This is a genomic window from Erythrobacter oryzae (assembly GCF_030271515.1).
Lineage (GTDB): Bacteria > Pseudomonadota > Alphaproteobacteria > Sphingomonadales > Sphingomonadaceae > Erythrobacter > Erythrobacter oryzae.
Genome location: NZ_JASCXI010000001.1, coordinates 767,193 through 790,356, shown reverse-complemented (window position 1 = coordinate 790,356; position 23,164 = coordinate 767,193). Strand labels below are relative to the sequence as shown.

Sequence of the window (23,164 nt, the reverse complement as noted above, 5' to 3'; positions counted from 1 at the left end):
CCCAGTTTCAAGAGGGAATACCATGAGCGATACTGCCGACCGGGTGGCAAAGATTGTCGTCGAGCATCTCGGCGTCGAGGCTGACAAGGTCACTCAGGATGCAAGCTTCATCGACGATCTCGGCGCGGACAGCCTCGACATCGTGGAACTGGTGATGGCCTTCGAAGAGGAATTCGGCGTCGAAATCCCCGACGATGCGGCCGAGAAGATCACCACGGTCGGCGACGCGACCAAGTACATCGAAGAACACAAGGGCTGAAGCCCGCAGAGACGCCCCGTCTTCCGCATTGGCCTGCCGCCAGCCCCTCGGGGACAAGGCGGCAGCGCTTTCCGGCCATCAGATTGCCGGGATGCGGATCCGGGCCTAGACAGGCTCAGCCCTTTGGGGGGTTGGGCCTGTTGCTTTATCGGAGAACCTGAATGCGCCGTGTGGTTGTAACCGGGCTTGGCCTTGTCACCCCGCTTGGAGCCGATGTCGAGACGACGTGGGCGAACCTGATCGCGGGCAAGAGCGGGGCGGGCCAGATCACCCGTTTCGACGCCTCGAACCAGAAGTGCACCATCGCCTGCGAGGTCAAGCCCAAGGATCACCCCTGGGGCTTCGATCCCGACAAGCGTGTCGATCACAAGATCCAGCGCCAGGTCGATCCCTTCATTATCTACGGCATCGACGCCGCCGGGCAGGCGCTGGAAGATGCGGGCCTCACCGACATGACCGATGCCGAGAAGGAGCGCACCGGCTGCTCGATCGGATCGGGCATCGGCGGCCTGCCGGGGATCGAGATCGAGAGCGTCAACCTCCACGAGCGCGGCCCCGGCCGCGTCTCGCCGCACTTCGTGCACGGGCGGCTCATCAACCTCATCACCGGGCAGGTGCAGATCAAGTACGGCTTCATGGGCCCGAACCATGCGGTCGTCACCGCCTGTTCGACCGGCGCGCACTCGATCGGTGATGCCGCGCGCATGATCATGATGGACGATGCCGACATCATGCTGGCGGGCGGGGCGGAATCGACCGTCAACCCGCTCGGCATCGCCGGTTTCGCACAGGCGCGCGCGCTGAACATGAGCATGAACGACCGGCCCGAGGAGGCCAGCCGTCCTTACGACCGCAACCGTGACGGCTTCGTCATGGGCGAGGGCGCGGGCGTGGTGGTGCTCGAGGAATACGAACGCGCCAAGGCCCGCGGCGCGAAGATCTACGCCGAAGTCACCGGCTACGGGTTGTCGGGCGATGCCTATCACGTCACCGCCCCGCACCCTGAGGGCCGCGGTGCGGAACTGGCGATGCGCATGGCGCTGAAGAAGGCCGGCCTCGGCCCGGGCGATATCGACTACATCAACGCCCACGGCACCTCGACCATGGCCGACACCATCGAACTGGCCGCGATCAAGCGCGTGCTGGGCGAGGGCCTGTCGGGCGCGTCGATGTCCTCCACCAAGAGCGCGATCGGCCACCTGCTGGGCGGCGCGGGCGCGGTCGAGGCGATCTTCTGCATCCTCGCGATGCGCGACCAGATCGTGCCGCCGACGCTCAACCTGCACGATCCCGATGACGGCACCGAGGGTATCGACCTCGTGCCGCTGGTGGCGAAGAAGCGTCAGGTGCGCGCGGTGCTGAACAACTCCTTCGGCTTCGGCGGCACCAACGCCTCGATCATCATGCAGAAGGTCGACTGACAGCGTGACACGCGTGCGGGGTCTCGTGCTGCTGGTGCTGGGCCTTGCCGCGGCGGGGCTGGTGCTGGCGTGGACCTTCCTCGGATCGGCGACGATCGCGAAGGACACGCCTTTCACGATCCCTGCAGGCGCCTCGGTCGGCACGGTCGCGGCCAAGCTCGAGGCGGAGGGGCTGATCTCCTCGGCCTCCGGCTTCACGCTGCAAGCCCGCATCTTCGGCTCCGACGCGCCGATCCAGGCGGGCGAGTTCCTGCTCACCGCGGGCATGAGCCAGGGCGACATCCTCGCAGCCTTCCAAAGCGGCGACGTGATCCGGCGCTTCGTCACCATCCCCGAAGGCATGCCCTCTATCCTCGTCTGGGAACGGCTGATGGGCGAGGAGCTGCTCACCGGCGAAATCCCGGTGCCGCCCGAAGGCTCGATCCTGCCCGACACCTATTCCTTCGAGCGCGGCCAGTCGCGGGCGAAGCTGGTCGAGCAGATGCAGGCGGCGATGGACCGCGCGCTCGCCGAGGAATGGGCCAAGCGCGCGCCCGGCATCGCGGTCGACACGATGCGCGACGCGCTGATCCTCGCCTCGATCGTCGAGAAGGAAACCGGCAAGCCCGAGGAGCGGCGGATGGTCGCCGGGCTCTATTCGAACCGCGTGCGCACGGGGATGAAATTGCAGGCCGATCCGACGATCATCTACCCGATCACCAAGGGCAAGCCGCTCGGGCGACGGATCAACCAGTCCGAGATTGCCGCGGTCAACGGCTACAACACCTATACCCGCACGGGGCTGCCCGAAGGCCCGATCACCAATCCCGGGCGCGCCAGTATCGCCGCCGTGCTCAATCCCGAGAAGACCGCCGCGCTGTTTATGGTCGCCGACGGGACGGGCGGGCACTGGTTCGCCAATACGCTCGCCGAGCACAATGCCAATGTGGCCAAGTGGTATGCTATCCGTAGAGAACGCGGCGAGATGTAGGTAAGGCTGGAGAAGCGCGGTCAGGAAAAGTGGGACCCGGTTTTCCGGTTCGACCGCGCGACAAAGGAACCATGCCGCAGCCTTTCATCGTCACCGCCGTTCTGCCGCGCGATCTGCAGGCCTTCGCGCAAGGGTTACGGCGCGCGCATTATCCCCCTGAGAAGAACCACCTCCACGCCCATGTGACGCTATTCCACGCCTTCGCGCCCTCGTTGCTCGAGGAGCTGCGCGACTTCCTGCCGCGCGTGGCCTCTGAGTTCGCCGCGCCCGAGGGGGCGGTGAAGGGGGTGATGGATCTGGGCAAGGGCACCGCAATCGCGCTCGAGGCGCCGCAGCTGCTCGCCCTGCGCGAGGGGCTAGCCGAGCACTTCCGCGGCAGCCTCACCGAACAGGACCTCTACGAGCCGCGTCCGCACGTCACGATCCAGAACAAGGTCACCAAGGACGAGGCGAGGGCGCTTCAGGCGGCGCTCCCTACGCTGCTGGCGCCGTGGATCGCCAAGGGCCGCTTCGCCTTCCCCGCGCTCGCGCTGCACCGCTACTGCGGAGGCCCGTGGGAGGAGATCAAGACCTGCGCTTTCCGCGGCCGCGAGCGGCTGTAACCGGCCTTCCCAAGGGGCTTGACCCCGCGCCCGCACCGCCCTAATGGCGCGCCTCGCGTCGGGGACACCCGGCGCCGAATCCGGCCGGATCAGCCGCCGGATCCCCCTTGGGGCGGAGTAGCTCAGCCGGTTAGAGCAGCGGAATCATAATCCGCGTGTCGGGGGTTCGAGTCCCTCCTCCGCTACCAATTCACTTAAGTCATTGATAATTTGTGATATTCATGGCGGCAGCGCTATTCAGGCGATGTCGAGGTCAGCCGAATGCACCCAATTGCTTTCCCGAATTGCGCGATACCGCTAGCCTTCTGGCGTATACCAGCGTGAAACAGAGAAATTGTTGATTCGTGGGTTTGATTTGAAGACCAGCAGCAAAGTTACCGCGCGTGCGGAAGTCGGGCCGTTCATGGCCGGCGTGGATTGACTTTGTCCGCGAGCATCGGTCGGCAAGTAGCGAGCGCGTTTGGCGAGATAATGCTGGATGTGACCAGGTTGGTTGCCCTTCGCTGGGCCGGCCGTCCTTCGAACGGCTTGGACCGCGTGGCAGAAGCTTATCTGGAGCACTGCGCGTCCAACGCCCGTGCCGTTGTTCAGCTACGCGGTGCAGCCCGGGTGCTCAGCCGGAGGCATAGCGAACAGCTCTTCGCCCTGTTGCAGCCCGGCCCGGTGACCTCCTTCCGCAAGCAACTAATGCATTTGGCCCCAGTCGCTCTGGCGGCTGGGGGCCGGGGTGCCGCGGGCAGCTTCTATATCAATGTGACCCATACAGACTTCGACCTGCCGAGGCATCGCCGCTGGATCGAAGGCCGCCGTCTGAAAGCGATCTATCTCATCCATGATCTGATCCCGATACTTCATCCGGAGTTCTGCCGGCCGCATGCCGTCATCCGGCATCGCGAGCGCGTTCATGCCGCTTTGTCGATTGGCAGCGGTATTGTGGTAAACTCGCATGCCACGGCCGAAAGCCTCGCAAGCTATGTCCGGACGCATGGACTATCGTCTCCGCCGGTTCTTGCTGCGAGCATTGCGGGCGCGGCCTTGGATCCGAACGCTGCGGGGCCGAGCTTCGCGGCGTCGGCGGAACACGACGCCAACGATTATTTCTTGTGCGTCTCGACGATCGAGCCACGCAAGAACCACGGGCTCTTGCTCGACGTCTGGAAGGATCTTGCCGCAAGGCGCGGCACCCTCACGCCCGGACTGGTGTTGGTGGGAAAATGGGGCGCCTTGTCGGACGACGTGCAGCTACGGATCGCAGAAGATCCGGTGCTGCGCCGCCATGTCACCGTGCTCACCGATCTCGAGGATGCGCAGCTGGGGCTGTTGATGGCCCGCTCACGCGCAGTTCTGCAGCCGAGCCGCGCAGAGGGCTTTGGCCTTCCGGTCTGCGAAGCACTCGCCATGGGCACGCCGGTCATCGCCAGCGATTTGCCGAGCCATCGCGAGATCGCGCAGGGGCAGGCGCTGCTATTGAATCCCGATGACACCGGGGGGTGGTCCGCAGCGATCGATGCGGCGATAGATCGGCCCGCGCAACCCGAGGCGCGTCAGGCGGCAGCCCGGGCGTACCGCGCTCCCACATGGGAAGATCACTTCCGCAAGCTGGACGCTTGGCTGGATGAGCTTCGGGGGTAGGGCAGGGGGCGGTAGCCCGATATTCGGGCCGACGGAGATCGACAACGCTTGCCTGTTCCCAATGATCTCACCTAACGGGCTTGATGACAGGGACCCACGAGAAAGCACCGGATCTGAGCGTGATAGTTTCTGCCATTGACCATGACAAACCGCAGGCGGTCGATCGACTTCTGGTTTGCGGGCTGCCCGGCCGATATTTGAGTGCCGTCATCGAATTCGTCCGTCAGGCGCTTGCGAGTGCGACCGGCCAGTGCGCAGTGATCAACGTCAATACCCTGACCGATTCCGTGACATCCGATCTGGACTCGTGCGATGGACCAGTCTTGCTATGGGCCGATTCCCCCGATCGGGGCGTCGTCAGATGGGTGCGGGTGACTGGCACACCGGTTCTCCTTGTCGATCAGCCATTCGACGAAGTCGGCGCGGAGTTCATGGTAAGTCGCAAAGCCGGGTTTTCGGACAGCGCCCGCGTCCTTGCCCTGTCACGGATAGGCTGGTGGCGATTGGCAGAGCTTCCCGCCGCGACCATCCTCGATGCCTCCCAAAGCGTCGCATCGGGCTTTGCCGATGCTCTGGAGCAGTGGAACATTGCTGCCTTGCTGCCGCCTGACGATGCGGTTGCAGCCAGCGCAGTAGCTTCTGACCTGCCGATGCCGCTCCACGGCGAAAACCCGTTCACCGGCATTGCCGCCTTTTACGGTGTGCCATGCGGCGCGGACTCGCAGAGGCTGGCGATAGACCTGAAACTGCTGTTTGACGGAGCGCCGCCTCACGCTCCCCTTTCCGGCCCCATTGATCTTACGGGACCGGTCAGAGCCCTGACGTTTGGACCGTTTCTCTACTTGCCGCAGGGCGCGTGGATGCTGCACTTTACCTTCGAGGCGGGCATGAACCGTTCCGGCAATTCCCTGATGTTTGACGTTTTCGTGGACAACGAAGCGAAATGCGCGACAGAATTTCACTTGCCGCACGATGGTCAGTTCGCCTTCGACTGCCGCTTCGACGTCCGGGACCCGTGGTCGACGTTCGAATTCAGGAGCCATCTGCGCCGGGGCGCAATCGAGGGTGTGTTCACACCTCTGTCGCTTGAGCTCTCGCGCGCTTGAAGCGAGGCGCGCGGCCAAGCTTCAAGCGCGGGATCGGGTGCTGGATCAGCTGACGTCGCGAACGATAATTCGGTCAATCCGGGCTGCACTCTTTTCGTCTTCGGCCCGCAGAACCACTTCGAAGTACCGGATGTCGACATTGGTATCGAAGGTGAAGGTCGGATTGCTGCTGTCGATCCACCCCGACGCGAGCTCGAAGCCGAACTCGTGTGTGGCGGCGGCGCGCATTCGGCCGTTGATCGTCCCTTCGACGGTCACCTCGTAGCGGCCCTGCGGCAGATACCAGTAAGGACCGTGGACCAGGACCCCGCCGGGCTCGGCCGTCAGCATTCCGTCATGCGTGGGCCTGCCGACCATCCGCAAGGCCGTCGGCTCGAGCGCGAGCCCTGCATCGAAAGGCTTCTCGCGTGCCGCCACCAGGTAGCAATCACCGCCATGGATGAGCTGTTCGCGCGAAACCTCCTCAAGGCGGCCGCGATGGCCGATGCGCCAGTAACGCAGGCCCATCTCTTCCAGCAGGTCAATGATCGTCTCGCTTCCCGCTTGCCCCTGCATTCCCGTGAAAAATTCGAGGATGATTTGCACCTTGGGAGAACGGGCGATGAGCTGGCGCATGCCGCGCAAGGCAGCCGCTTCATGGCCTTCGACGTCAAGCTTGATGACATCGGCGACAATGTCCTTCGGCAGTTCGTCGTCGACCGGGACCAGCGGAACCTCGACGTATTCGTTGCCGTGGCCTTCGCCGCCGCCGAGCATCAGCGAACCGCCGCCGATGTGAGCGTAGGAAAAGCCGAAACGCGCAGTGCCGGTGGTGTCGGCCACGGCCTTGTTGATGAGGTTCACACGATCGCGCAGGCCGTTGATGTAGATGCTGCCTTCAAGATAGGGGATCAGATTGGGATTCGCCTCGAACGAGTAGACCTTCCCCGACGATCCCATCTGTTGGGCCGCAAGAAGAGTGTAGAAGCCGAAGTTGGCACCCACATCGAGGAAGACGCTGCCCGGCACGAAGGCGCGCTGAAGCACGGCCATCACTTCCGGTTCGATATAGCCTGAATGGAGAATTTCGAGCCCGGATCCTGTATCGCGACCGTCGATCAACATGCGCAGGCCCGCGCGCGTTTCGGTGAGCATGCGAGTGCCACCCAGATTGACACAGTGTCCGTTGGCCAACGCGAGCAATCGCCGGTGCATCAGCTCCTGACGGTCATGCATCCGCTGGATCGTTCCGATCAGCTGCTGAACCTGTTCGTTCATGGAAGGTATGCCTTTCTTTGGGAAGGTATTTGAGTGTGAAAGTCACTGCGTCACGGCGCGGGCCGTGACGATCGGCGCGAAGATCTGGCCGATCAGTTGCAGGATCTTGGTCGGTTGATTGGCCTCTGCCCCGCCGATGTAGATCACGTCGTCGTGGGCGAGGGCGAAACGCTGGGCGAGCAGATAGGACGCAGGCTCGAGCATGTTGATGTGATAGACCACCGGCACCGGGTCGCCGCCGTCTGGGGCGGGGCGATAGCGGAACACGAAGACCGCCGCCGGATCGGCGAGGGAATCGTTCGGCCCACCCGCCTGCGCCAGCGCCTCGGCCAGCGAAAACGAGCGCAGCGGCAGGTCGAAGCGGTTGGCGCGGTTCGCCATCCCGAGGACCGAATAGCTGCGCGGTACGCGGAACAGCTCGATGCGGTCTCCGGGTTCCAGCCTGAGGCCGCCGATATTGTCGTATCGCACCCGGTCGAAAGGACCCTCGCTCGAACGGCCGTCCCGCAGGATCCGCAGCATCAGATTGCCGGTATCGCCCCGCGCACCGCCAGCCAGCGCAATCGCGTCGAGCAAGCGCTCGCTGGCGCTTGAAAGCGGCACGCGGCCGGGCTGGGCCACGTCGCCCGTCACGAAAGCTGCGCTGCCCTGCGCGCCCGAGCGCTGCACTACGACCTGCGGGAATTCCGACTTGCCGCGCAGCTTGCTCTCGATCTCGCGCTCAAGCTGTCGCGCCGTCAGCCCCTGCGCGAGGATCGTGCCGATGTAGGGGAGCGAGATAATCCCGCCGGAATCAATCTCGATCGGTCCGATCCGCTCGGCCCTGGCGGAGGGATCGAATCCGGACCCGTCGGGCCGCGTGCCGCTGCCGAACAACCGCACGCCGATCTCGTAAATCGAAATCGAGATGCTGTCGCCCGGACGCAGCCTTTCAGCGCTTTGCGGCGCCACTTCGGCCAGTTCGGTGAATGCCGGTATCTTCTCACCCTCGGGCACCTCGGCCATCGAACGGACTTCGACGAGATCGAACTGGCCCGCTGCGGCGGCATCGACGACCCGCCCGCCCGTGGGACCGCTGCGGGGCAAGGTCGCGCAGCCCGAAACGCAGGCTGCCAGAGCCATCGTCGCGGCCGCCGTTACGATCCGCCGATAGGTGCTAGAGGGACGCATAAATACTGACTGCCAAATCCACATCGTTGAAAGTCCGTCCGAACCCGCCCTTCAGGACAAGTGCCGAACTGCAATAATCCTTGATGATGCCGACATCGTGGCTGACGAGGATCATCGCCGCACCGGCGCGTTCCTTGAACAGCATGTCATGGCACTTCTGGTGAAAACGCTGGTCGCCGACCGCGATGACCTCGTCGATCAGATAGCAATCGAAATCAATCGCCAGCGTCAGTGCAAAGGCGAGCCTGGCGCGCATCCCGGACGAATAGTGCTTCATGGGCTGAAGCAGGTTGCTGCCAAGCTCCGCGAAATCATCGACCTTGTCGATAAGCTCGCGGATCGGATGATTGTAGACCCGGGCAATGAAGCGGATGTTGTCATAGCCGGTCATCGCCGCCTCGAAGCCGCCCGAGAAGGCCAGCGGCCACGACATCGACATGGTCCGCCGGATATGGCCCTGGCTCGGCCGCTCGACCCCGCCGATGATCTTCACGAGGGTCGATTTGCCGGCACCGTTCCGGCCGAGAACCGCGACCTTCTGACCCGGTTGGACCGAAAAGCTGATGTCATGCAGCACCTGCTTGGGGCCGGCTGGTGTCATGTAGGTCTTGCCGATGTGGCATACCTCGATCGAGCCGTTGCCATGCGGCTGATGCTGCGATCCGGGCTCCTGCGGTGCGATGATGGGAAGCTCAATCATCGGCCAGCACCAGATCGGACAGGCTGCGGACAATCCACAGGCTGCCAGCGGCGATCAGGAAAGTGAGGAACACATTCCACCATGCGCGCGGACGCAAGGGCTCGTCCGGCATGCTCGGCTGGGCGATCCATTCAATGTAGATGTGCTCCTGCGTCGAGGAGTTGCGCGCGGTCGCCAGAGCGAGTGTCGCGGCAAGCAGATGCTGCTCGGCGACGTCGCGCTGGACGGCGAGCTTAAGATAGGGCTCGAGACGCTGTGCGAGTGACGCGTCGCCACCCGCCGTTCGCTGCCGTTGGACGCGAAGGCCCGCCTCCAGCGACTTGCGGCGGTTGCGGAGCTCATCCACTTTCGGGCTATCCGGAGCGGCCCTGATGGTCGTCGCCAGCTCGATGTTGATCCGGTCGAGCTCCCGTGCGGTTGCCGCGCTCAAACCGATGGCGGCGCCAGCCTCAAGCTTCGGATCGATGATGCCGTAGCGCTGCTGGGCGTCGGTCAGGCCTTGATGCAGCGTCGTCAGCTGGGCGCTGATCGCATCGACTTCCGACTGTGCTGTCTCGACCAAAGCGCCGCGCGCCCTTCGGTTGAGGTCGTTGACCTTGCTTTCGGAGGCCGCCTTTATCCGCTGCGCAAGGGCGTTCGCGTCCTCGGCGCTAAAGGCCTCGACGGCCACGTGTGTGATCGCTGTTTCGGTGTCGTACTCCGCCCTCAGATATTTCTGGGCGTGCCTGTAGAACTCGTCGCGCCCGCTTCCCGCCAACACCGACGGGAAGGCGGAAAAGATGTCGACTGCCGGATCAGCAAAGACGGCCGCGAGCTTCCCGTCCTTGTTGACCGTCTCGACGAGATCGCGCGATTCAATGAAGGCGACAATCGCATGGCTGTCATCCGCGCCGGTGCCTCCGCCTCCGAAATTGAGGAATGTCAGGCGCTCCTGGCTGCCGGCCGGCGTGCGCAGCACGAAGCTCATGTCGGACACATAGCGGGGTGTCGCGATGACGAAATTGTAGAGTGCTGCGGCCAGGGTGATGACAGCCAGCACCGCAAGCAGCCACAGATCGCGCTTGCGACCGGGGCTGGCGGCCTGCGCGACTTCGGCTTCGCGCGCCTCGATCAAGGCGAGCTGCGGGGCTCGCTCGCCGGTCGAATTCTGAACGTGGGTGACGGGGTAATTCATGGCTGTCCGATCACTCCAGCTCGATGTGCCGCTGTGCCTTGAGCACCAGCACCCATCCCGCCGCATTGACCGCGATGGTCCAGAAAATCACATATACCGGGTCCCACGTCGTCGGGACATCGGGGCCGAAAAAACCGCCGCGGATCATCTCGGAAATGTGGACCAGCGGCGAATAGAGCACGATCTTCTGGGCCGCGGGCGGCAGCCAGAACACCATGTAGAAGACTCCGGTCAACGGCAGAATGATGTACATGACCGGCTGGACAAAGCGTTCGAATGCCTCGGAGAAATGCGCCAGCGCGGTGATGATCAGGGCCGACCCGAACGAGAACAGGCACATCAGGCTCCAGGCGCCCAGAAGCACGAGGTAATCGTGGACCGGCTCCATGATGCCGATCAGCTGCAGCGGCAGCAAGGCGATGAAAAAGGCCACCAGCGTGCTGATGGATTCGAGTATCGCGCGCGCCAGCAGGATGTCGGCCGGCTTCACATCCCTGTGAAACAGCAGGCCTGAGGCATCGCGGAAGGTATTGGGCAGCCGTCCGGTCATGTGACGCCATAGAGTCAGGACCGAATAGCCGGTCAGCACCAGCGGCAGGACCATCACGCCGTGGTTGCGTTCGCCATAGATGAGCGACCAGGCGACCATCACGCCGACCATCAGCATCAAGGGCTCGATGATCTGCCACAGGAAGCCGACATTGTTGTGCCCGAACCGCGCCATCAGCTCGCGCAGCAACAGGGCATCGATGATGCGCGCCTTCTTGGAAAGCAGTTGGGATGAATGTGTTGCCGCCATCGGATCAGTGCATGTTCAAATGTTCGCGACTGCCGGACACGAGCAGGTAGAAGATAAGGAACGTCCACAGCGATGCCAGCGCCACGGTAAGGAAGTAGCGCATCCGGCGCGGTTCGAGCGGCTCGTCGGGCATGCTGGGCGCGGCGATCTGCTCCAGATAGACCCGCTGCCGGTCCGCACGCTCGCGCGCTTCGGCGAGTTGCTGGCGCGCGTCGCGGAAAGTTCTCGCGGCGATGTCAGCCTGTACTTGAAGCCGCTGCAGCTCGTCGACCTTGACGGCGAGATTGTCGTTACCCGAGGTGAGGCTGCCACGCTGCGCGGCCACCTGCGCGCGGATCACGGCGACCTGCTGTTCGAGCGAGCGGCGACCGGGGTTCAGCGGCGCCTGGGCCTTCATGCTCTGCAAGGCGGCTTCAAGGCTGGCCAGTTCCTTTTCGAGCGCGCTCGACCGGTCGACACCCGCTTCCGCTTCTGCCTCGGGATCGACTTCGCCGACCTGCTGGCGATATGCGGTCAGTTCCTTGGTCGCCGCCGCGAGCTGCGCGGCCGCCTCGGCTTCGGTCTTCTCGACCGCGCCAAGAAGGTCCCGGCTGGCGCGGGCATTGAGGTGGTTGATCCGTTCCTCGCCCGCCGCGAGAATGGTCCGCGCGATATCGCGCGACGTGGCAGGATCATAGGTGTCGACCGTGAGCGTCGTGATCCCCGTCTCAAGGTTTTTCTCGACCTTGATGCGCTTCTGGAAATGCTCGAACAGCGCCTCGTCGGAAGTCCTCCCGGTGAGGCCCCCGAAACGTGAAACCCAATCGGCGTCCTCCCGGCCCCAAATCGCGCGCAGATCGAATTTCCTGCCGACCAACGTCATCAAATCGCGCGAGCGGACGAAATCCTGCATGGCGAAGGCTTCGTCGTTCGCCCGGGTAATGCCGACGCTCTGGAGGTAGGCGGCGGCACCTTGGGCCGCGGGGCGTTCGACCGAACGGACGATGAAACGGGTCTCGGACACGTAGCGATCGCTTGCCAGCAGTCCGAAATAGATGGCCGCCAGCAGCACGGGCAGCACGAACAGGCCCCCAAACAGGATGCGACCATAATGTCGCCCCCATTGCACGCTCGCCCAGCGGCGCGTTGGAGCACCGCCTGTGTAGCTTCCCGGGTCGAGGGTGAAACCTGCTGTCACTATGTCGGTCGCTTTATCCTGTTTGCCGCTCTCGGTCGCGATCCTTGCGATCAGCCTTCGAGCAGCTGCTCTTTTGCCACGGCCATTTCGCCGCTTCGGATGCGCTCCACGGCCCGTGTTGTCGAAAGTCCGGGAACAAGATCGATAAGGTGGACCCGTCCGCCCTCCGCCTTCACTTCCGCCGCCCCCACGACAGTCTCCTCGGTGTAATCAGCCCCCTTGATGAGGTCGGTCGGCTTCAAGGTCTTGATGAGTTCGAGCGGCGTGTCCTCATCGAATATGACGACCAGGTCCACGGCATCCACGGCCGATAGCACGATCCCGCGCGAGCTTTCGCTTTGCACGGGCCGCTCCGGGCCTTTCAGACGGCTGACCGAGGCATCGCTGTTCAGTCCTACCACGAGGCGATCGCAGCGCTTGCGCGCTTCCTGCAGGATCCGGATGTGTCCGGCGTGGACGATGTCGAAACAGCCGTTGGTGAAACCCACACGCAGGCCCTGCCGCTTCCAGGTGAGAACCTGCATGCGGGCCTTGGAGAGCGAAGCGACGCCGATGTGGGTTTCCTGATCTTCGGAATCGAGTGCGAGTGCGAGCTCCTCGACCGTGAGCGTGGCCGTCCCCAATTTGCGCACCACGACGCCCGCCGCGACATTGGCGAGCCGAACCGCTTGTTCGGGCTCGTAACCGGCACCCCATGCAGCGCACAGGGTGGCCAGCGCCGTGTCGCCGGCACCCGACACATCGAATACCTCGGCTTCGCGTGCGAGAAAGCGCCAGCGCTCACCCTCTTTCCCGAACAGCGTCATGCCCGCTTCGGACATCGTCACGAGGATCATCGATCCGGTCTGTTCGATCAGAGCTTCGGCAGCCTTGGTGACTTGTTCCAGCGAGTGGCCCGACACCCCGGTCGCGGTTTTCAGTTCGGCCAGATTGGGCTTGATCAGCGTTGCCCCGGCGTAGACGCACATGTCGGCGCGCTTCGGATCGACGAATGTCGGAATGCCGAGCTCGTTGCAGCGTCTGATGACGTGCGCAAGAACGGCATCGGTGAGGACACCCTTGGCATAGTCGGAGATCGCGACGATCCCGTAACCCGCGATCACACTGTCGAAGCGGTCGATAATGGCTGCCTCGGTCGCCGGGTCTAGACTGTCGACATCTTCCTCGTCGAAGCGCAGCAACTGCTGGCTGCCGCCGATGAGGCGCGTCTTGATCGTCGTCCGGCGTCCGGCGTCCACCACCAGTCCGCTGCCGTCGACGCTGCCCTTGGCGAGGAGCCCGCGCACCTGCGCTCCCGCCTCGTCGTCGCCGATGACCCCGAGCACCCCGCAAGTGCAACCCAAAGCCACCAGATTGGCCGCGACGTTGCCCGCGCCGCCCTGCATGATCTTGTCGTCCTTGACGTGCATCACCGGCACCGGCGCTTCAGGCGACAGGCGGCTGACCTGGCCGTAGCGGAAGCGATCCAGCATGATGTCGCCGATGACCAACACCCGCACCTGCTCGAAGTTGAGCGCGGTTGAACTTTGCCGTGACGATAGGCTCATCGCAGTTCTCCTCAATCGTGCAGTGAACGTGAAGGTGCGGCGTCGTCCGCCGTATCGGAGACCCACGAACCGGCTTCAAAGGGACCGTGATTGTCGTGAAGTCGCAGCACTTCGCTGAATGCGAACATGATGTGATACATCGTTGAAGCCGGCACGTGATCGCAGTTCAACTGCCGGGCATCGGCTTTAAGGTAATCGACCCAGAAACCCCGTCCGAGGCTCGTGCATCCGTCAATCGGAGCAGATTCGAGGTAATGGCGGAAAACCCGCGAAATGGTCTGGTCGATCGAATGGCATTGCGCCCGGCCCTCGCGCTCGGCGATGGCGACCTGCGCCTTGAGCAGCTCGGTATTTGGCCAGATTCTGAGGTCTTTCTCCAGCGGCTTACCCTGAGGGCAGACCGCATCGAAAACGAGGCCGCTTGCGGGATCGATCCCGTGATTGATCGCGAAGTCGAACAGGTTGCGCGACAACTCGAGGGCCTCGCGGTCGCCGCTGGCAATCGCCCAGCGGTCCAGCAGCCAGGCCCATTCGAACTGGTGGCCGGGCTCTATCCTGATTTTGCCTTGGGGCCCTGCAACGGGGCGCCACGCGTCATCGAATTCCTCGGCCAGTGTGCCGCTAACGGGATCTACCAGCTTGTCGCGCGCCAGAACGAAGAGTTCCTCCGCCAAGGTCTGAAAGCGGTCCTGCCCGCTGAAAGCAGTCAGGAAAATCGCAGCCTCGAACAGGTGCATATGCGGGTTCTGCAAGTGCCTCCACTGGCCCGGCAGGCGATCGACAAAGCCGTGTCCGGACGGCGAGCGCATCGTGGCGCAGAGGTGCGTAACACTCGCCGTTGCCAGCTCGATCGCGCGCGGATCAGAGGAATACCGATACCACCATGCCAGCCCGAACAGGGCGAAGGCGATGTCGTAGAGATCCGCCGTGGCGTCCAGCACCGTCCCAGCGGGTGAAAGCCGGGAAACGAACTGGCCGTCATCGCCGCGCCCGTATTGCATAAGCGCCGTTGCCGTTCGCTGCGCGAGTTCACCGGCACCTTCGGCACCGCCGCAAGCAGCGCGCGAGAGCACGTAAAGTTGACGGCCGATGACCCGAACCCGCCGGAAACCGGGATCGATGGCGGTGCCGTTCCAGTCGAACCGTTCGACGACAGGCACCGGCGGGGCAATCTCGTGGGAGGCGAGCAGCCGCGCGTAGTCCCAGTTCACACACCAGTCGCGCACCCGATCGATCTGACGGTTCGCGGAAGGGATCGGCGCGGCGATGGCGCCCGCTGCCAACACCGTCATCGGGCGAGCTCCTCAACTTCGAGCGATTGGAGCGATGCAAGGCAGCTGATCCTCGTGCCGGGGTTGGCGCGGGACAGATTTTCCACGGCTGCGCGGTCGCGCTGTCCATGACCTGTACCCAAATGGATCAGATGCCCGATGCCTGCGCGAAGGCCGGCTTCGATATCGATCACGCTATCCCCGAGGAGTACCGAGCGCGCCACGTCGACCCCGAAGCGGCTGGCCGCTGCATCGATCATCCCGGTCGCAGGCTTGCGCCACGGATGATCGGGGACGTTCCATGGTGCAACGCCTTCGGGGTGGAACGGGCAGGCGATGATCGCATCGACGAGGTCGGCGCCGAGCAAATTGATCATGCGCTGGTTGACGGAGGCATACTGCGCTGGCGTGACGAGACCGCGCGCGATGCCCGACTGATTGGTGATGACGATGATGGCGAAACCGCTGCGCCGGTAAGCCGAGAGGGCTTCGACCGCACCGCGTTCGAGACACACCTCGTCGCTGTCGGCGAGATAGGGGACGTTGCGGATCAGCGTTCCGTCACGGTCGAAGAACGCCGCAGGCGAGCCCGGCTCGACCTCGCGCAAGGCTACGAACCAGTCGTCCAGCAGAACTTCGTGAGGCAGGATCTGCGCGCTCATACCACCCCCATCGCGCGATCAACCGCCGCCGTGATCCGTCCCGGCTCGATCGTGGCGAGGCACGGGCTGACGCCGAGCAGTCCGGTCAGGCTGCATGGCGTGTCCTCGTTGCGCCAGCACGGCACGCAGGAGTAGCTCTGTGCCTGCCAGACGATCTCGACCTTGCGGTGATGCCGGGTGAGCGTTCGCGCATCGGTCGGGCCGAACAGGGCGATCACGGGAATGTCGTAGGCGGCAGCAGCGTGAAGGAAGGCGCTGTCTACGCTGACCATGGCTTCGACGCGCGACACGAGCGCCAACGACACGGCCAGCGGCAGACCGGCGGTGCTTGCGATCCCCGGGCCCTCGGGCAAGCCGTTAGCCACGTGGTGGAACACCAGGACGTCGTAGCGTTCCGCCAGCTGCCGGATGACCGCCTCGATATGCAGGTAGTCCTTGTAGCTATCGCGCGAGTAGGGCTGAACCCCGATCAGGCGACGCGTGAAGCCGAGCGATGCGATAAAGGCGTCGCACTTCGCGCTGGTCTCGTCGTCGATGAACTGATTGATGTGCCAGCCTTGCCGGCGCAGCGCACTACGTCCCACCCCCATACCGTTGGCGAAGCTTTCGACGCGCCCTTTTCGAATATGCGGTCGGTTCCTACTCTCGTAGCGGCTCGCAGGGCAGATGCTCAGGTTGGCCAGCTTGCGATAACGGCCCAGATTGATCGGCGGACCATCTATGTCGATGGTCCGGACGTGGGGATTGTTGGCAAACACCGGGAAAAACTTGCGCGGTATCGCCATATCGACCGGCCCGCCCTGCTTTTTGGCAAGCACTTCCAGCCCGGGCTCCATCATCAGCAGGTCGCCGATGCCACCCATCGCCCGGGTCACCAGAGTGCCCTTGGGATGGCCGCGACGGGCATGGAAGACCGGCCCGCGCTTGTGCGACCACGAAAGCGCGTACAGGCAGGCCGTCGAAATCAGGCGGAAAATGACTGCGGCCAGCTTCGACCAGACAATGCCCGCGATACCGTTCCGGCCGCGGCGCGCGCGGACGATGCGCGATGATGACCAGCGGATCATGCGGGCCAGCACACCGGGCGAGCCGGACGTGACACTTGCCAGCGGCGCGATCCTGTCTGCCATTCCAAAGGGGCGCGGTCCCCGCGGCTGGGCGCAGAGCCATGCCCCGAACGAGGCAAAACAAACATCGATCTCTTGCGGAGCGCCGCGCAACAACTGTGCCTGCGCGTAGAGGAACACGATTTCGCTGCAATGGTTGAGGCTGTCGACGACCGCATAGGGGCGGCGGGCAAGATGTTCGAGCAACTCCACCACGCGATCAGCCTCGCCCGTCAGCAGCAGAACTTCGGCGTGAAGGATCAGGGCGCTGGTCGATTGCGTGGGGTAGAGCGCTTGGACAAAGGCAACAAAGCCCCCGATAAGCTCTTCGAACCTGTCGACGACGAGCGGATCTGCCGTCCGGAACCGGTCGCGCGACGCGTCGAAGATTTCCGCCAGCGCGGCTGTGATCGGGCCGCAATCCGAAGGGCGGATCAGCGGATAGCCGGCGATCGTCGTGCCCTGTTCCTTGAGCGTCGCGAGCATCCGCTCGACGCGCCGAAATTCCGCAAAGGCCTGATCGTCGAGAAACTCGGCGAAGAACCTCGTCAGGAGGTCCGTATCGAGATGCGATGTAGCGACCTGCTGATGCATGTCAGGTGCCGCCGGCAATGCGGATCAGGGTTTCAGACTGCGGGGCATCATCGCGCGGCAAGGCCGCGGCAATGGCCGGGACGAGGTGGGGCAGATGGATGGGGAGATCTTGCTCTGCAAGACGATGCGAGGCCGGATCGTCGACATCGATCCACCATCGATCCCCAATATCCATAGTCGCCGCAAGCCCTTGCGCGGCGAGCCACTGCATGCCATCTGAAAGGCTGCCGGGCCGGCCCATCGCAATGGCTGCTGCGATGGCTTCGGCCAGCATCGGCGTTGCCAGAAACGCGCCGCAATCGACCGCGTCTGGTTCGGGCAGGTGCTTGGCAATCCTGCGGATCATCCCGTCATCCGAAGTGGTGACATAGGTCGCGTCATCCGGATCAATGGTGGGGCCGTTGATCCGATGGTCGATGGCCAAGGTGACGGCATGGCGGGGATCATGGCAGCGCATGAGCGCGGCAAGGATCCCGTCGGAAAAAACATGATCGGACATCACCAGCAGATAATTTCCGCCGATCGCGCTGGCTCCCGCCATCACGGAGTGGCCATTCGGCACGCTCCAGCTGTCCACCCGCACAGCCTCGATCACGATACCGAGCGCCTGCGCAATGCCGGGAAGGGCAGCCTCGAGGCGATCGGCCATGTGGCCGGTGACCACCACGATCCGCTCCACACCGGCCCGCGCCAGCTGCCGTGCCGCGATCTCGATCAGCGGCAGGCCGCACAACCGGTTGAGCGGCTTCGACGGGCCGAGCGCCGCGAGCCGGTGGCCGAAACCTGCTGCGATGATGACCGCTTCGACCACCTCGGCCTCGCCCGCCTGCGATACGGGAGAAAGCTTGCTCATCGCGACGTTATGACCCTGACATCTGAGACGGGGGGCGTCTGACCGATGAAATCGGCAAGCTTGATGCGCGCTGTGGCGTCGTCCATCTGCTCGGGCGGTGTCTTGAAGTAGCAAGCCGATGGAATCTTCAGCGGCCCGCTCTCACCGCGATCGAGTGCGATCTTCGCGCAACGGATCGCGTCGGCCACACACGCCGCCGAATTGGGACTGTCCTCGACAGACAGCCGCAATTCGATCTCGGCGGTTGCGCCGCCCCAATGCTCACCCTCGATGCGCAGGAAGCAGACCTTGTTGTCGTTCTGCCACGGCACATAGTCCGACGGGCCGATCATGATGTTCTCGTCCGCCAGTCGCTCGGCGAGAGCGGCTTGCACCGACCCGGTCTTGGACGCGCGCTTGGAGACCAGTCGCGACCGGTCAAGCATGTTCATGAAGTCGGTATTGCCGCCGGTATTGAGCTGGTAGGTGCGCTGAACGCGGAACCCCCGGTCGGACATCAGGCCGGAAAGGGCACGGTGCACAATCGTGGCACCGACCTGTGCCTTGATGTCGTCACCTACGATCGGAAGCCCGTGGGACCGGAAGCGTTCAGCCCAGGCAGCGTCGCTGGCGATGAACACGGGAATGCAGTTGACCACCGCAAGATGAGCCTCGAGCGCGCAGTCCATGTAGAGCTCGGTCGCTTCCTGCGAGCCTACCGGCAAGAAATTGATGAGGACTTCTGCGCCCGATGCCTTGAGTGCTTCGATGACCTCTCCGCGGGATGGTTCCGCGGCGTCGGAAAGCATGAAGCCACGGCTGCCTGCGTCGAGCATGTGCGGCGCCACGCCATCAAGCACCTTGCCCATCATGACCTTGACGCCGGCAACCGGCATGTCCTGTTGAAACACCAGCGTGTTGTTGGGCTGAGCGAAGATCGCTTCGTTGAGGTCCAGGCCTACCTTCCGCTGGTCGACGTCAATGCCTAGAACGAATTCGATGTCTTTGAGGTGATACTCGCCAACCCGCTCGTTGATATAGCCAAAGCCATCATTGCGCGTCTTGTAGTATTCAATGCCCTGAATCAGGGAGCTGGCGCAGTTGCCTATGCCAAGAACTGCGCATTTAATTTTCGACATATTTCCTCAATTCAAAAAACATATTATAAAATCATAAAATTCGTGTTCTGACGATTTATGATGAAAGGTCTTTGGCTTTTGGCTGAAGCGAGACGAATTGCACCACGAAGAACCACGTCGCGCAGGAGAGCGAGAGGATCAAAAGCCACTCCAGATGCAGTGACAGCCAGATCATCACCATGCTCGCGAGAGCGAAAAAATCGCGCTTCGTGACCGCAATAAGGATGTGCTGAACCGAGCCCGATCGCTGTTTCAGCCAGTTGCCCACGGCATCGAAGTTCACGGCGTCACCATCGCGCGCTGCTTTGACGGCGAGCGTCACGCAGCCGAGTGCCAGCGAGGCAGCCCCGAGCAAGCCGATTTCGAGCGCCAAAGGCTCCCCGCGCACCGCGAGATTGGTCGCCAGGCCGACGATGAAACCAACATTCGTGAACCCATCGGTAATGCTGTCCAGCGTTGCGCCTGAACGGGTGCCGCGTCGGGTCACGCGGGCGATCTCTCCGTCGACCCCGTCGACAATGGAAGCGAGCTGGAACAACACGGCGCCCGCCAGCAGGCCTTCAGTCGTACCGGACACCAGCGCCGCGAACATCGCTAGAGCGCAGATGGCGGTAAGAGTGGTGGCATGACCGGGCCGCATCCAAGGCAAATGCAGGAATGCGAACGAGAGCCGCATCGATATCGGCCGGTTCAGATGGCGTGAGACAATGCCGTCGCTCGGCTTGCCGCTGGCCTTGACCAGATCCCAGCTCGCACGGCGCAGATCCGCGCGCAGCTTCGCCTCGGAGTTGATCTTGTAGTACGAATCGATCCAGCTTCCGTCGCCTTCCGGAACGGCGCGACCGGGCCAGGTGGCGGCATCACTGGCGACCAGTGCCTCTCCGGGTATGCACCTGTCGGTCGGCTGGATATCCGCGCTGTCGATCACGGCGTAACCATCCGGGCATAGCCGCGCCAGCTCTGCATGGGAGCGCGAATCGAGCACGCCACCCGGTACGGCCAGCACCGGAGGACCATTGCGGGTCAGGCCCCGCGTCGTCGCAATCACACACGCGCGCGCGCAAGCTGGCAGGCCTGCGACAAGGCCTTGTGCCAGGCAAGAGCTCGCGAAGGTCACAATCGGGCGGACCAACAGACGCATCATCCTTGTTTCACGATGGTCGATTCGACCATGCGTCCAGAGGCCAGGCGACAGCCAACCATCGCGCACGACAAAGGGCGCCATGCCTTATGCTGGGCAAGACCATCGAAAGAGGTGAGGAGCGACCCTCGCCTGAATTGCTAATGCTGGTTTGATTGGCTCCGAACGCTGTGTCAAGTTCGGTTCGCCGCATTGCAACATTCGGATTATCGAACTAACTCCGCCCTCTAACTCCTATTTTGTGACAATATGAGGACCGCCGGCGTGGCCGACCAGCCGAGTGCTTCCAGCGCAAGCCGCCGCGTGACCGGGCAATCGGAGCGGCGTCCGGAACTCAATGACTGGCTCAATCGCCGGCTGTACCACCCTCTTGCCAAGCGCCTTGCCTTGGCACTTGCGCCGACATCAGTGACGCCCAATCAACTGTCCATCGCCGGTGGTTTCTGTGTGATCCTTGCAGGTGCCTGTTATGCCGTGATCGGCCAACTGACAGGTGCCCTGGCGGGTTTTGGCCTGCATCTCGCGTGGCATGTGCTGGACGGTGCGGATGGCGATTTGGCGCGGTTGACCGGTAAGGCCAGTCCCTTGGGCGAAGCGATAGACGGGATCGCGGACTATTTTTCCCACATCGTTCTTTATTGCACGATCGGCTGGATGCTGATGGGGCATTTCGGGCTTGCTGTCTGGCTGGTGGTAGTCGGCGCCGGTGTGTCACGGATATTTCAGGCCAGCCACCTGGAAGAGCGTCGCCGGGAATATGAGTATTGGGTCTATGGCCGGAGCTGGATCCGCAACACCGGCATCGAACCCAAGACCAAGCGTGAGAGCGGCGTGGCGGCGCTCGTCAACTTGTACTTGTCTTTGAGCGATCGCACTCGGGACGGCGGGGGAACGATCGAGAGCCTGCACAGACTAGTCGCGAATGACGAAGTTGCCTTGGCCCAATTCAGGGCAACGGCACGACGGCACCTGGCCCCATTGCTTGGCCGTCTTCAGCTTCTGGGCGCGAACCAGCGGACGATCATTCTCGGCATATCAATGGTGGCGGGGCACCCAATCGGCTATTTCCTGTATGAACTGTCCGTGCTCAACCTTGCCCTCCTCTGGTCGATCAGGGCCCACCGTAGCGCTGCTGCACGCATGCAAGAAGATCTCACTCCCGCCCGGATTGGGAAGTCCGACGTCAACTAGCCTTCTGTTTCCCGAGAACGCGTCGGTAAATTGCCAGATTGGCTTCGGCGAACCTTTCCCAGCGCATCTCTTTGGCTCGCGCATGACCGCGTCTGCGCAAATCCTGCGCCAATCCATCGTCGCCGAGTACCTCCCTGATCTGACGCGCGAGGTCGTTCGTGTCGTGGGGATCGGCCAGAAGCGCGGCCCCGCCGGCAACTTCCGGCATTGCTGATATGCTGCTCGTGATGACGGGACATCCGCAGGCCATCGCCTCAATCACGGGATTTCCGAAGCCTTCGCAGAGAGATGGATGAAGCAGCAACTCAGCAGAGGAATATAGCTGGATCAGTTCCGCACGCTCGACCGGGCCCGTAAAGCGAACGCGATCTTCCATACCGAGCTGGCGCGCCAGTTTGAGCAATGCTGCCGAACTCGGCCCTTGCCGCTGCACCAGCACAAGATCGATATCATCAATGGTTTTGCATGCTGCGGCGAACGCCCTGATCGCTCCGTCGTGATTTTTGTATGGCGCGTATTGCCCGACAACCAGAATGTAGCGGCGCTCGGGATCCAGACCGCAACCGGCTAGAACGCCCGCGTTGCGCTGGACCGGAGAGAAATCCTCGGAGACCCCCGAAAGCGTCACATGGGTGCGCATTGCCGCATCGGGAAAATGTCGCGTGATGGCTGTTGCGGTGGCATCGCTGATGGCGGCAATAGAGGTCGACCGGCGCAAGGCGCGCCTTATACCGCCAGCGAAGAATGCTTTGCGAACCGGGTGGAGCAGGCCCGGTGAACACCATTCGGGATGCTCCAGCCACATCAGATCGTGGATCGTGGTGACTGTGGGCATTGTGAGTCCCGCCGGGAGGATATTGGCCGGAGCGTGGAACAGGTCGATATGGTCCAGATCGACCAGGCGTGGCATGAACCACATCGTGCCGGGCCCATTCGCAGGCGCCGCGACCTGCAAACAGGTGACGTTGGCATCGTTGCGAAGGGGTTGGGGAGCGGCGGCGTTGGTAAGGAACGTAAATTTCAGGTCAGGAGCTTGCCGGGGCAGGTAGGTGGCCAGCGCCAAAACCATCTCGCCAATGCCGCTCGGCCGCCCATTCAGATAACGGCAATCGATCAGGATTCTCGGCATTTATTTTGGCTCAGAACAACGGTCGGGGTAGGACCAACAGTGCCTTGTATCGGACAACCAGCATGTCGGATACACCTTCAGAAGCGGAAAATGGCGCCCTAATCTTCCGCATGCTTGGTTTGGCAACGGACGCATTGCACGAGCACGGAGAGCGGGCGATCCATGAATAGGCCCCATCCCTCGTGCTCGATAACAATCGGATAATCTCTTGCGGGTCGCTCAGCACACCAGCCGGAGGCTCCATCCCGGGGGTAGAGCTGGGGGTATCTCGTGACCTTGAGGCGG

At 63.1% G+C, this 23,164-nt stretch carries 21 protein-coding genes and 1 tRNA gene; 8 read left to right on the top strand and 14 right to left on the bottom strand.

All coding sequences use genetic code 11. The annotated features are described in order from the left end of the window. The first annotated feature begins 22 nt into the window (after positions 1 to 22). The 7 genes from PFX90_RS03885 (at position 23) to PFX90_RS03855 (ending at position 5,990) form a co-directional block, all read left to right on the top strand. Positions 23 to 259 (top strand): acyl carrier protein, encoded by a 237-nt coding sequence (locus PFX90_RS03885; RefSeq protein WP_017666217.1) that lies wholly within the window; start codon positions 23 to 25, stop codon positions 257 to 259. Between the two features lie 161 nt (positions 260 to 420). Further along, a complete protein-coding gene (fabF, locus tag PFX90_RS03880; RefSeq protein ID WP_285710803.1) occupies positions 421 to 1,680 on the top strand; it encodes a beta-ketoacyl-ACP synthase II in 1,260 nt (419 codons plus the stop codon). Positions 1,681 to 1,693: 13 nt separating this feature from the next. Further along, on the top strand, positions 1,694 to 2,650 hold the full coding sequence (gene mltG, locus PFX90_RS03875) for an endolytic transglycosylase MltG (RefSeq protein WP_419180080.1): 957 nt from the start codon (positions 1,694 to 1,696) through the stop codon (positions 2,648 to 2,650). Between the two features lie 71 nt (positions 2,651 to 2,721). Beyond that, positions 2,722 to 3,252, top strand: a complete 531-nt coding sequence (locus PFX90_RS03870) for a 2'-5' RNA ligase family protein (RefSeq protein WP_285710801.1) — start codon at positions 2,722 to 2,724, stop codon at positions 3,250 to 3,252. A 111-nt stretch (positions 3,253 to 3,363) separates the two neighbouring features. Beyond that, a tRNA-Met gene (locus tag PFX90_RS03865) sits at positions 3,364 to 3,440 on the top strand. A 283-nt stretch (positions 3,441 to 3,723) separates the two neighbouring features. Next, complete coding sequence (locus PFX90_RS03860; RefSeq protein ID WP_285710800.1) at positions 3,724 to 4,884, top strand: glycosyltransferase family 4 protein; 1,161 nt, start codon at positions 3,724 to 3,726, stop codon at positions 4,882 to 4,884. An 83-nt stretch (positions 4,885 to 4,967) separates the two neighbouring features. Then, positions 4,968 to 5,990 carry a hypothetical protein gene (locus PFX90_RS03855; RefSeq protein ID WP_285710798.1) on the top strand — a complete coding sequence of 341 codons (1,023 nt, stop codon included), beginning with the start codon at positions 4,968 to 4,970 and terminating at the stop codon, positions 5,988 to 5,990. Positions 5,991 to 6,035: 45 nt separating this feature from the next. Here PFX90_RS03855 and PFX90_RS03850 read toward each other — a convergent pair whose 3' ends face one another. Genes PFX90_RS03850 through PFX90_RS03790 form a run of 13 tightly spaced genes read right to left on the bottom strand, consistent with a single transcriptional unit; the run spans position 6,036 to position 20,424 of the window. Next, positions 6,036 to 7,247 (bottom strand): FkbM family methyltransferase, encoded by a 1,212-nt coding sequence (locus PFX90_RS03850; RefSeq protein WP_285710796.1) that lies wholly within the window; start codon positions 7,245 to 7,247, stop codon positions 6,036 to 6,038. A 42-nt stretch (positions 7,248 to 7,289) separates the two neighbouring features. Continuing rightward, positions 7,290 to 8,369, bottom strand: coding sequence for a polysaccharide biosynthesis/export family protein (locus PFX90_RS03845; RefSeq protein ID WP_285710793.1), 1,080 nt, complete (start codon positions 8,367 to 8,369; stop codon positions 7,290 to 7,292). A 34-nt stretch (positions 8,370 to 8,403) separates the two neighbouring features. Next, positions 8,404 to 9,117 (bottom strand): ABC transporter ATP-binding protein, encoded by a 714-nt coding sequence (locus PFX90_RS03840; protein WP_285710790.1) that lies wholly within the window; start codon positions 9,115 to 9,117, stop codon positions 8,404 to 8,406. Continuing rightward, positions 9,110 to 10,291 (bottom strand): KpsE/RkpR family capsule polysaccharide export protein, encoded by a 1,182-nt coding sequence (locus tag PFX90_RS03835; protein ID WP_285710786.1) that lies wholly within the window; start codon positions 10,289 to 10,291, stop codon positions 9,110 to 9,112. The genes PFX90_RS03840 and PFX90_RS03835 overlap by 8 nt, the downstream gene beginning before the upstream one ends. A 10-nt stretch (positions 10,292 to 10,301) precedes the next feature. Beyond that, positions 10,302 to 11,090, bottom strand: a complete 789-nt coding sequence (locus tag PFX90_RS03830) for an ABC transporter permease (RefSeq protein ID WP_285710784.1) — start codon at positions 11,088 to 11,090, stop codon at positions 10,302 to 10,304. Positions 11,091 to 11,094: 4 nt separating this feature from the next. Then, the gene (locus PFX90_RS03825) at positions 11,095 to 12,267 is read right to left on the bottom strand and encodes a KpsE/RkpR family capsule polysaccharide export protein (RefSeq protein WP_285710782.1); all 1,173 of its coding nucleotides are present in this window, start codon (positions 12,265 to 12,267) and stop codon (positions 11,095 to 11,097) included. A 50-nt stretch (positions 12,268 to 12,317) separates the two neighbouring features. After that, positions 12,318 to 13,814, bottom strand: a complete 1,497-nt coding sequence (gene rfaE1, locus PFX90_RS03820; protein ID WP_285710779.1) for a D-glycero-beta-D-manno-heptose-7-phosphate kinase — start codon at positions 13,812 to 13,814, stop codon at positions 12,318 to 12,320. A gap of 11 nt (positions 13,815 to 13,825) precedes the next feature. Further along, a complete protein-coding gene (locus PFX90_RS03815; RefSeq protein WP_285710777.1) occupies positions 13,826 to 15,106 on the bottom strand; it encodes an AGE family epimerase/isomerase in 1,281 nt (426 codons plus the stop codon). After that, positions 15,103 to 15,747, bottom strand: a complete 645-nt coding sequence (locus PFX90_RS03810) for a D-glycero-alpha-D-manno-heptose-1,7-bisphosphate 7-phosphatase (protein WP_285710775.1) — start codon at positions 15,745 to 15,747, stop codon at positions 15,103 to 15,105. Before PFX90_RS03810 ends, PFX90_RS03815 begins: the two co-directional genes overlap by 4 nt. Beyond that, complete coding sequence (locus PFX90_RS03805) at positions 15,744 to 17,447, bottom strand: glycosyltransferase family 9 protein (RefSeq protein WP_285710772.1); 1,704 nt, start codon at positions 17,445 to 17,447, stop codon at positions 15,744 to 15,746. The genes PFX90_RS03810 and PFX90_RS03805 overlap by 4 nt, the downstream gene beginning before the upstream one ends. Before the next feature lies 1 nt (position 17,448). Beyond that, positions 17,449 to 18,300 carry a phosphocholine cytidylyltransferase family protein gene (locus PFX90_RS03800; RefSeq protein ID WP_285710771.1) on the bottom strand — a complete coding sequence of 284 codons (852 nt, stop codon included), beginning with the start codon at positions 18,298 to 18,300 and terminating at the stop codon, positions 17,449 to 17,451. Beyond that, the gene (locus PFX90_RS03795) at positions 18,297 to 19,418 is read right to left on the bottom strand and encodes an inositol-3-phosphate synthase (RefSeq protein ID WP_285710769.1); all 1,122 of its coding nucleotides are present in this window, start codon (positions 19,416 to 19,418) and stop codon (positions 18,297 to 18,299) included. Before PFX90_RS03795 ends, PFX90_RS03800 begins: the two co-directional genes overlap by 4 nt. Positions 19,419 to 19,473: 55 nt before the next feature. Further along, the gene (locus PFX90_RS03790; RefSeq protein WP_285710767.1) at positions 19,474 to 20,424 is read right to left on the bottom strand and encodes a CDP-alcohol phosphatidyltransferase family protein; all 951 of its coding nucleotides are present in this window, start codon (positions 20,422 to 20,424) and stop codon (positions 19,474 to 19,476) included. Positions 20,425 to 20,823: 399 nt separating this feature from the next. On the opposite strand from PFX90_RS03790, the gene PFX90_RS03785 reads away from it, so the two are divergent. Beyond that, complete coding sequence (locus PFX90_RS03785) at positions 20,824 to 21,750, top strand: CDP-alcohol phosphatidyltransferase family protein (protein WP_285710765.1); 927 nt, start codon at positions 20,824 to 20,826, stop codon at positions 21,748 to 21,750. Here PFX90_RS03785 and PFX90_RS03780 read toward each other — a convergent pair. Continuing rightward, the gene (locus tag PFX90_RS03780) at positions 21,743 to 22,879 is read right to left on the bottom strand and encodes a glycosyltransferase family 4 protein (RefSeq protein ID WP_285710763.1); all 1,137 of its coding nucleotides are present in this window, start codon (positions 22,877 to 22,879) and stop codon (positions 21,743 to 21,745) included. The two genes, PFX90_RS03785 and PFX90_RS03780, sit on opposite strands and share 8 nt — an antisense overlap. Positions 22,880 to 23,164 lie beyond the last annotated feature (285 nt).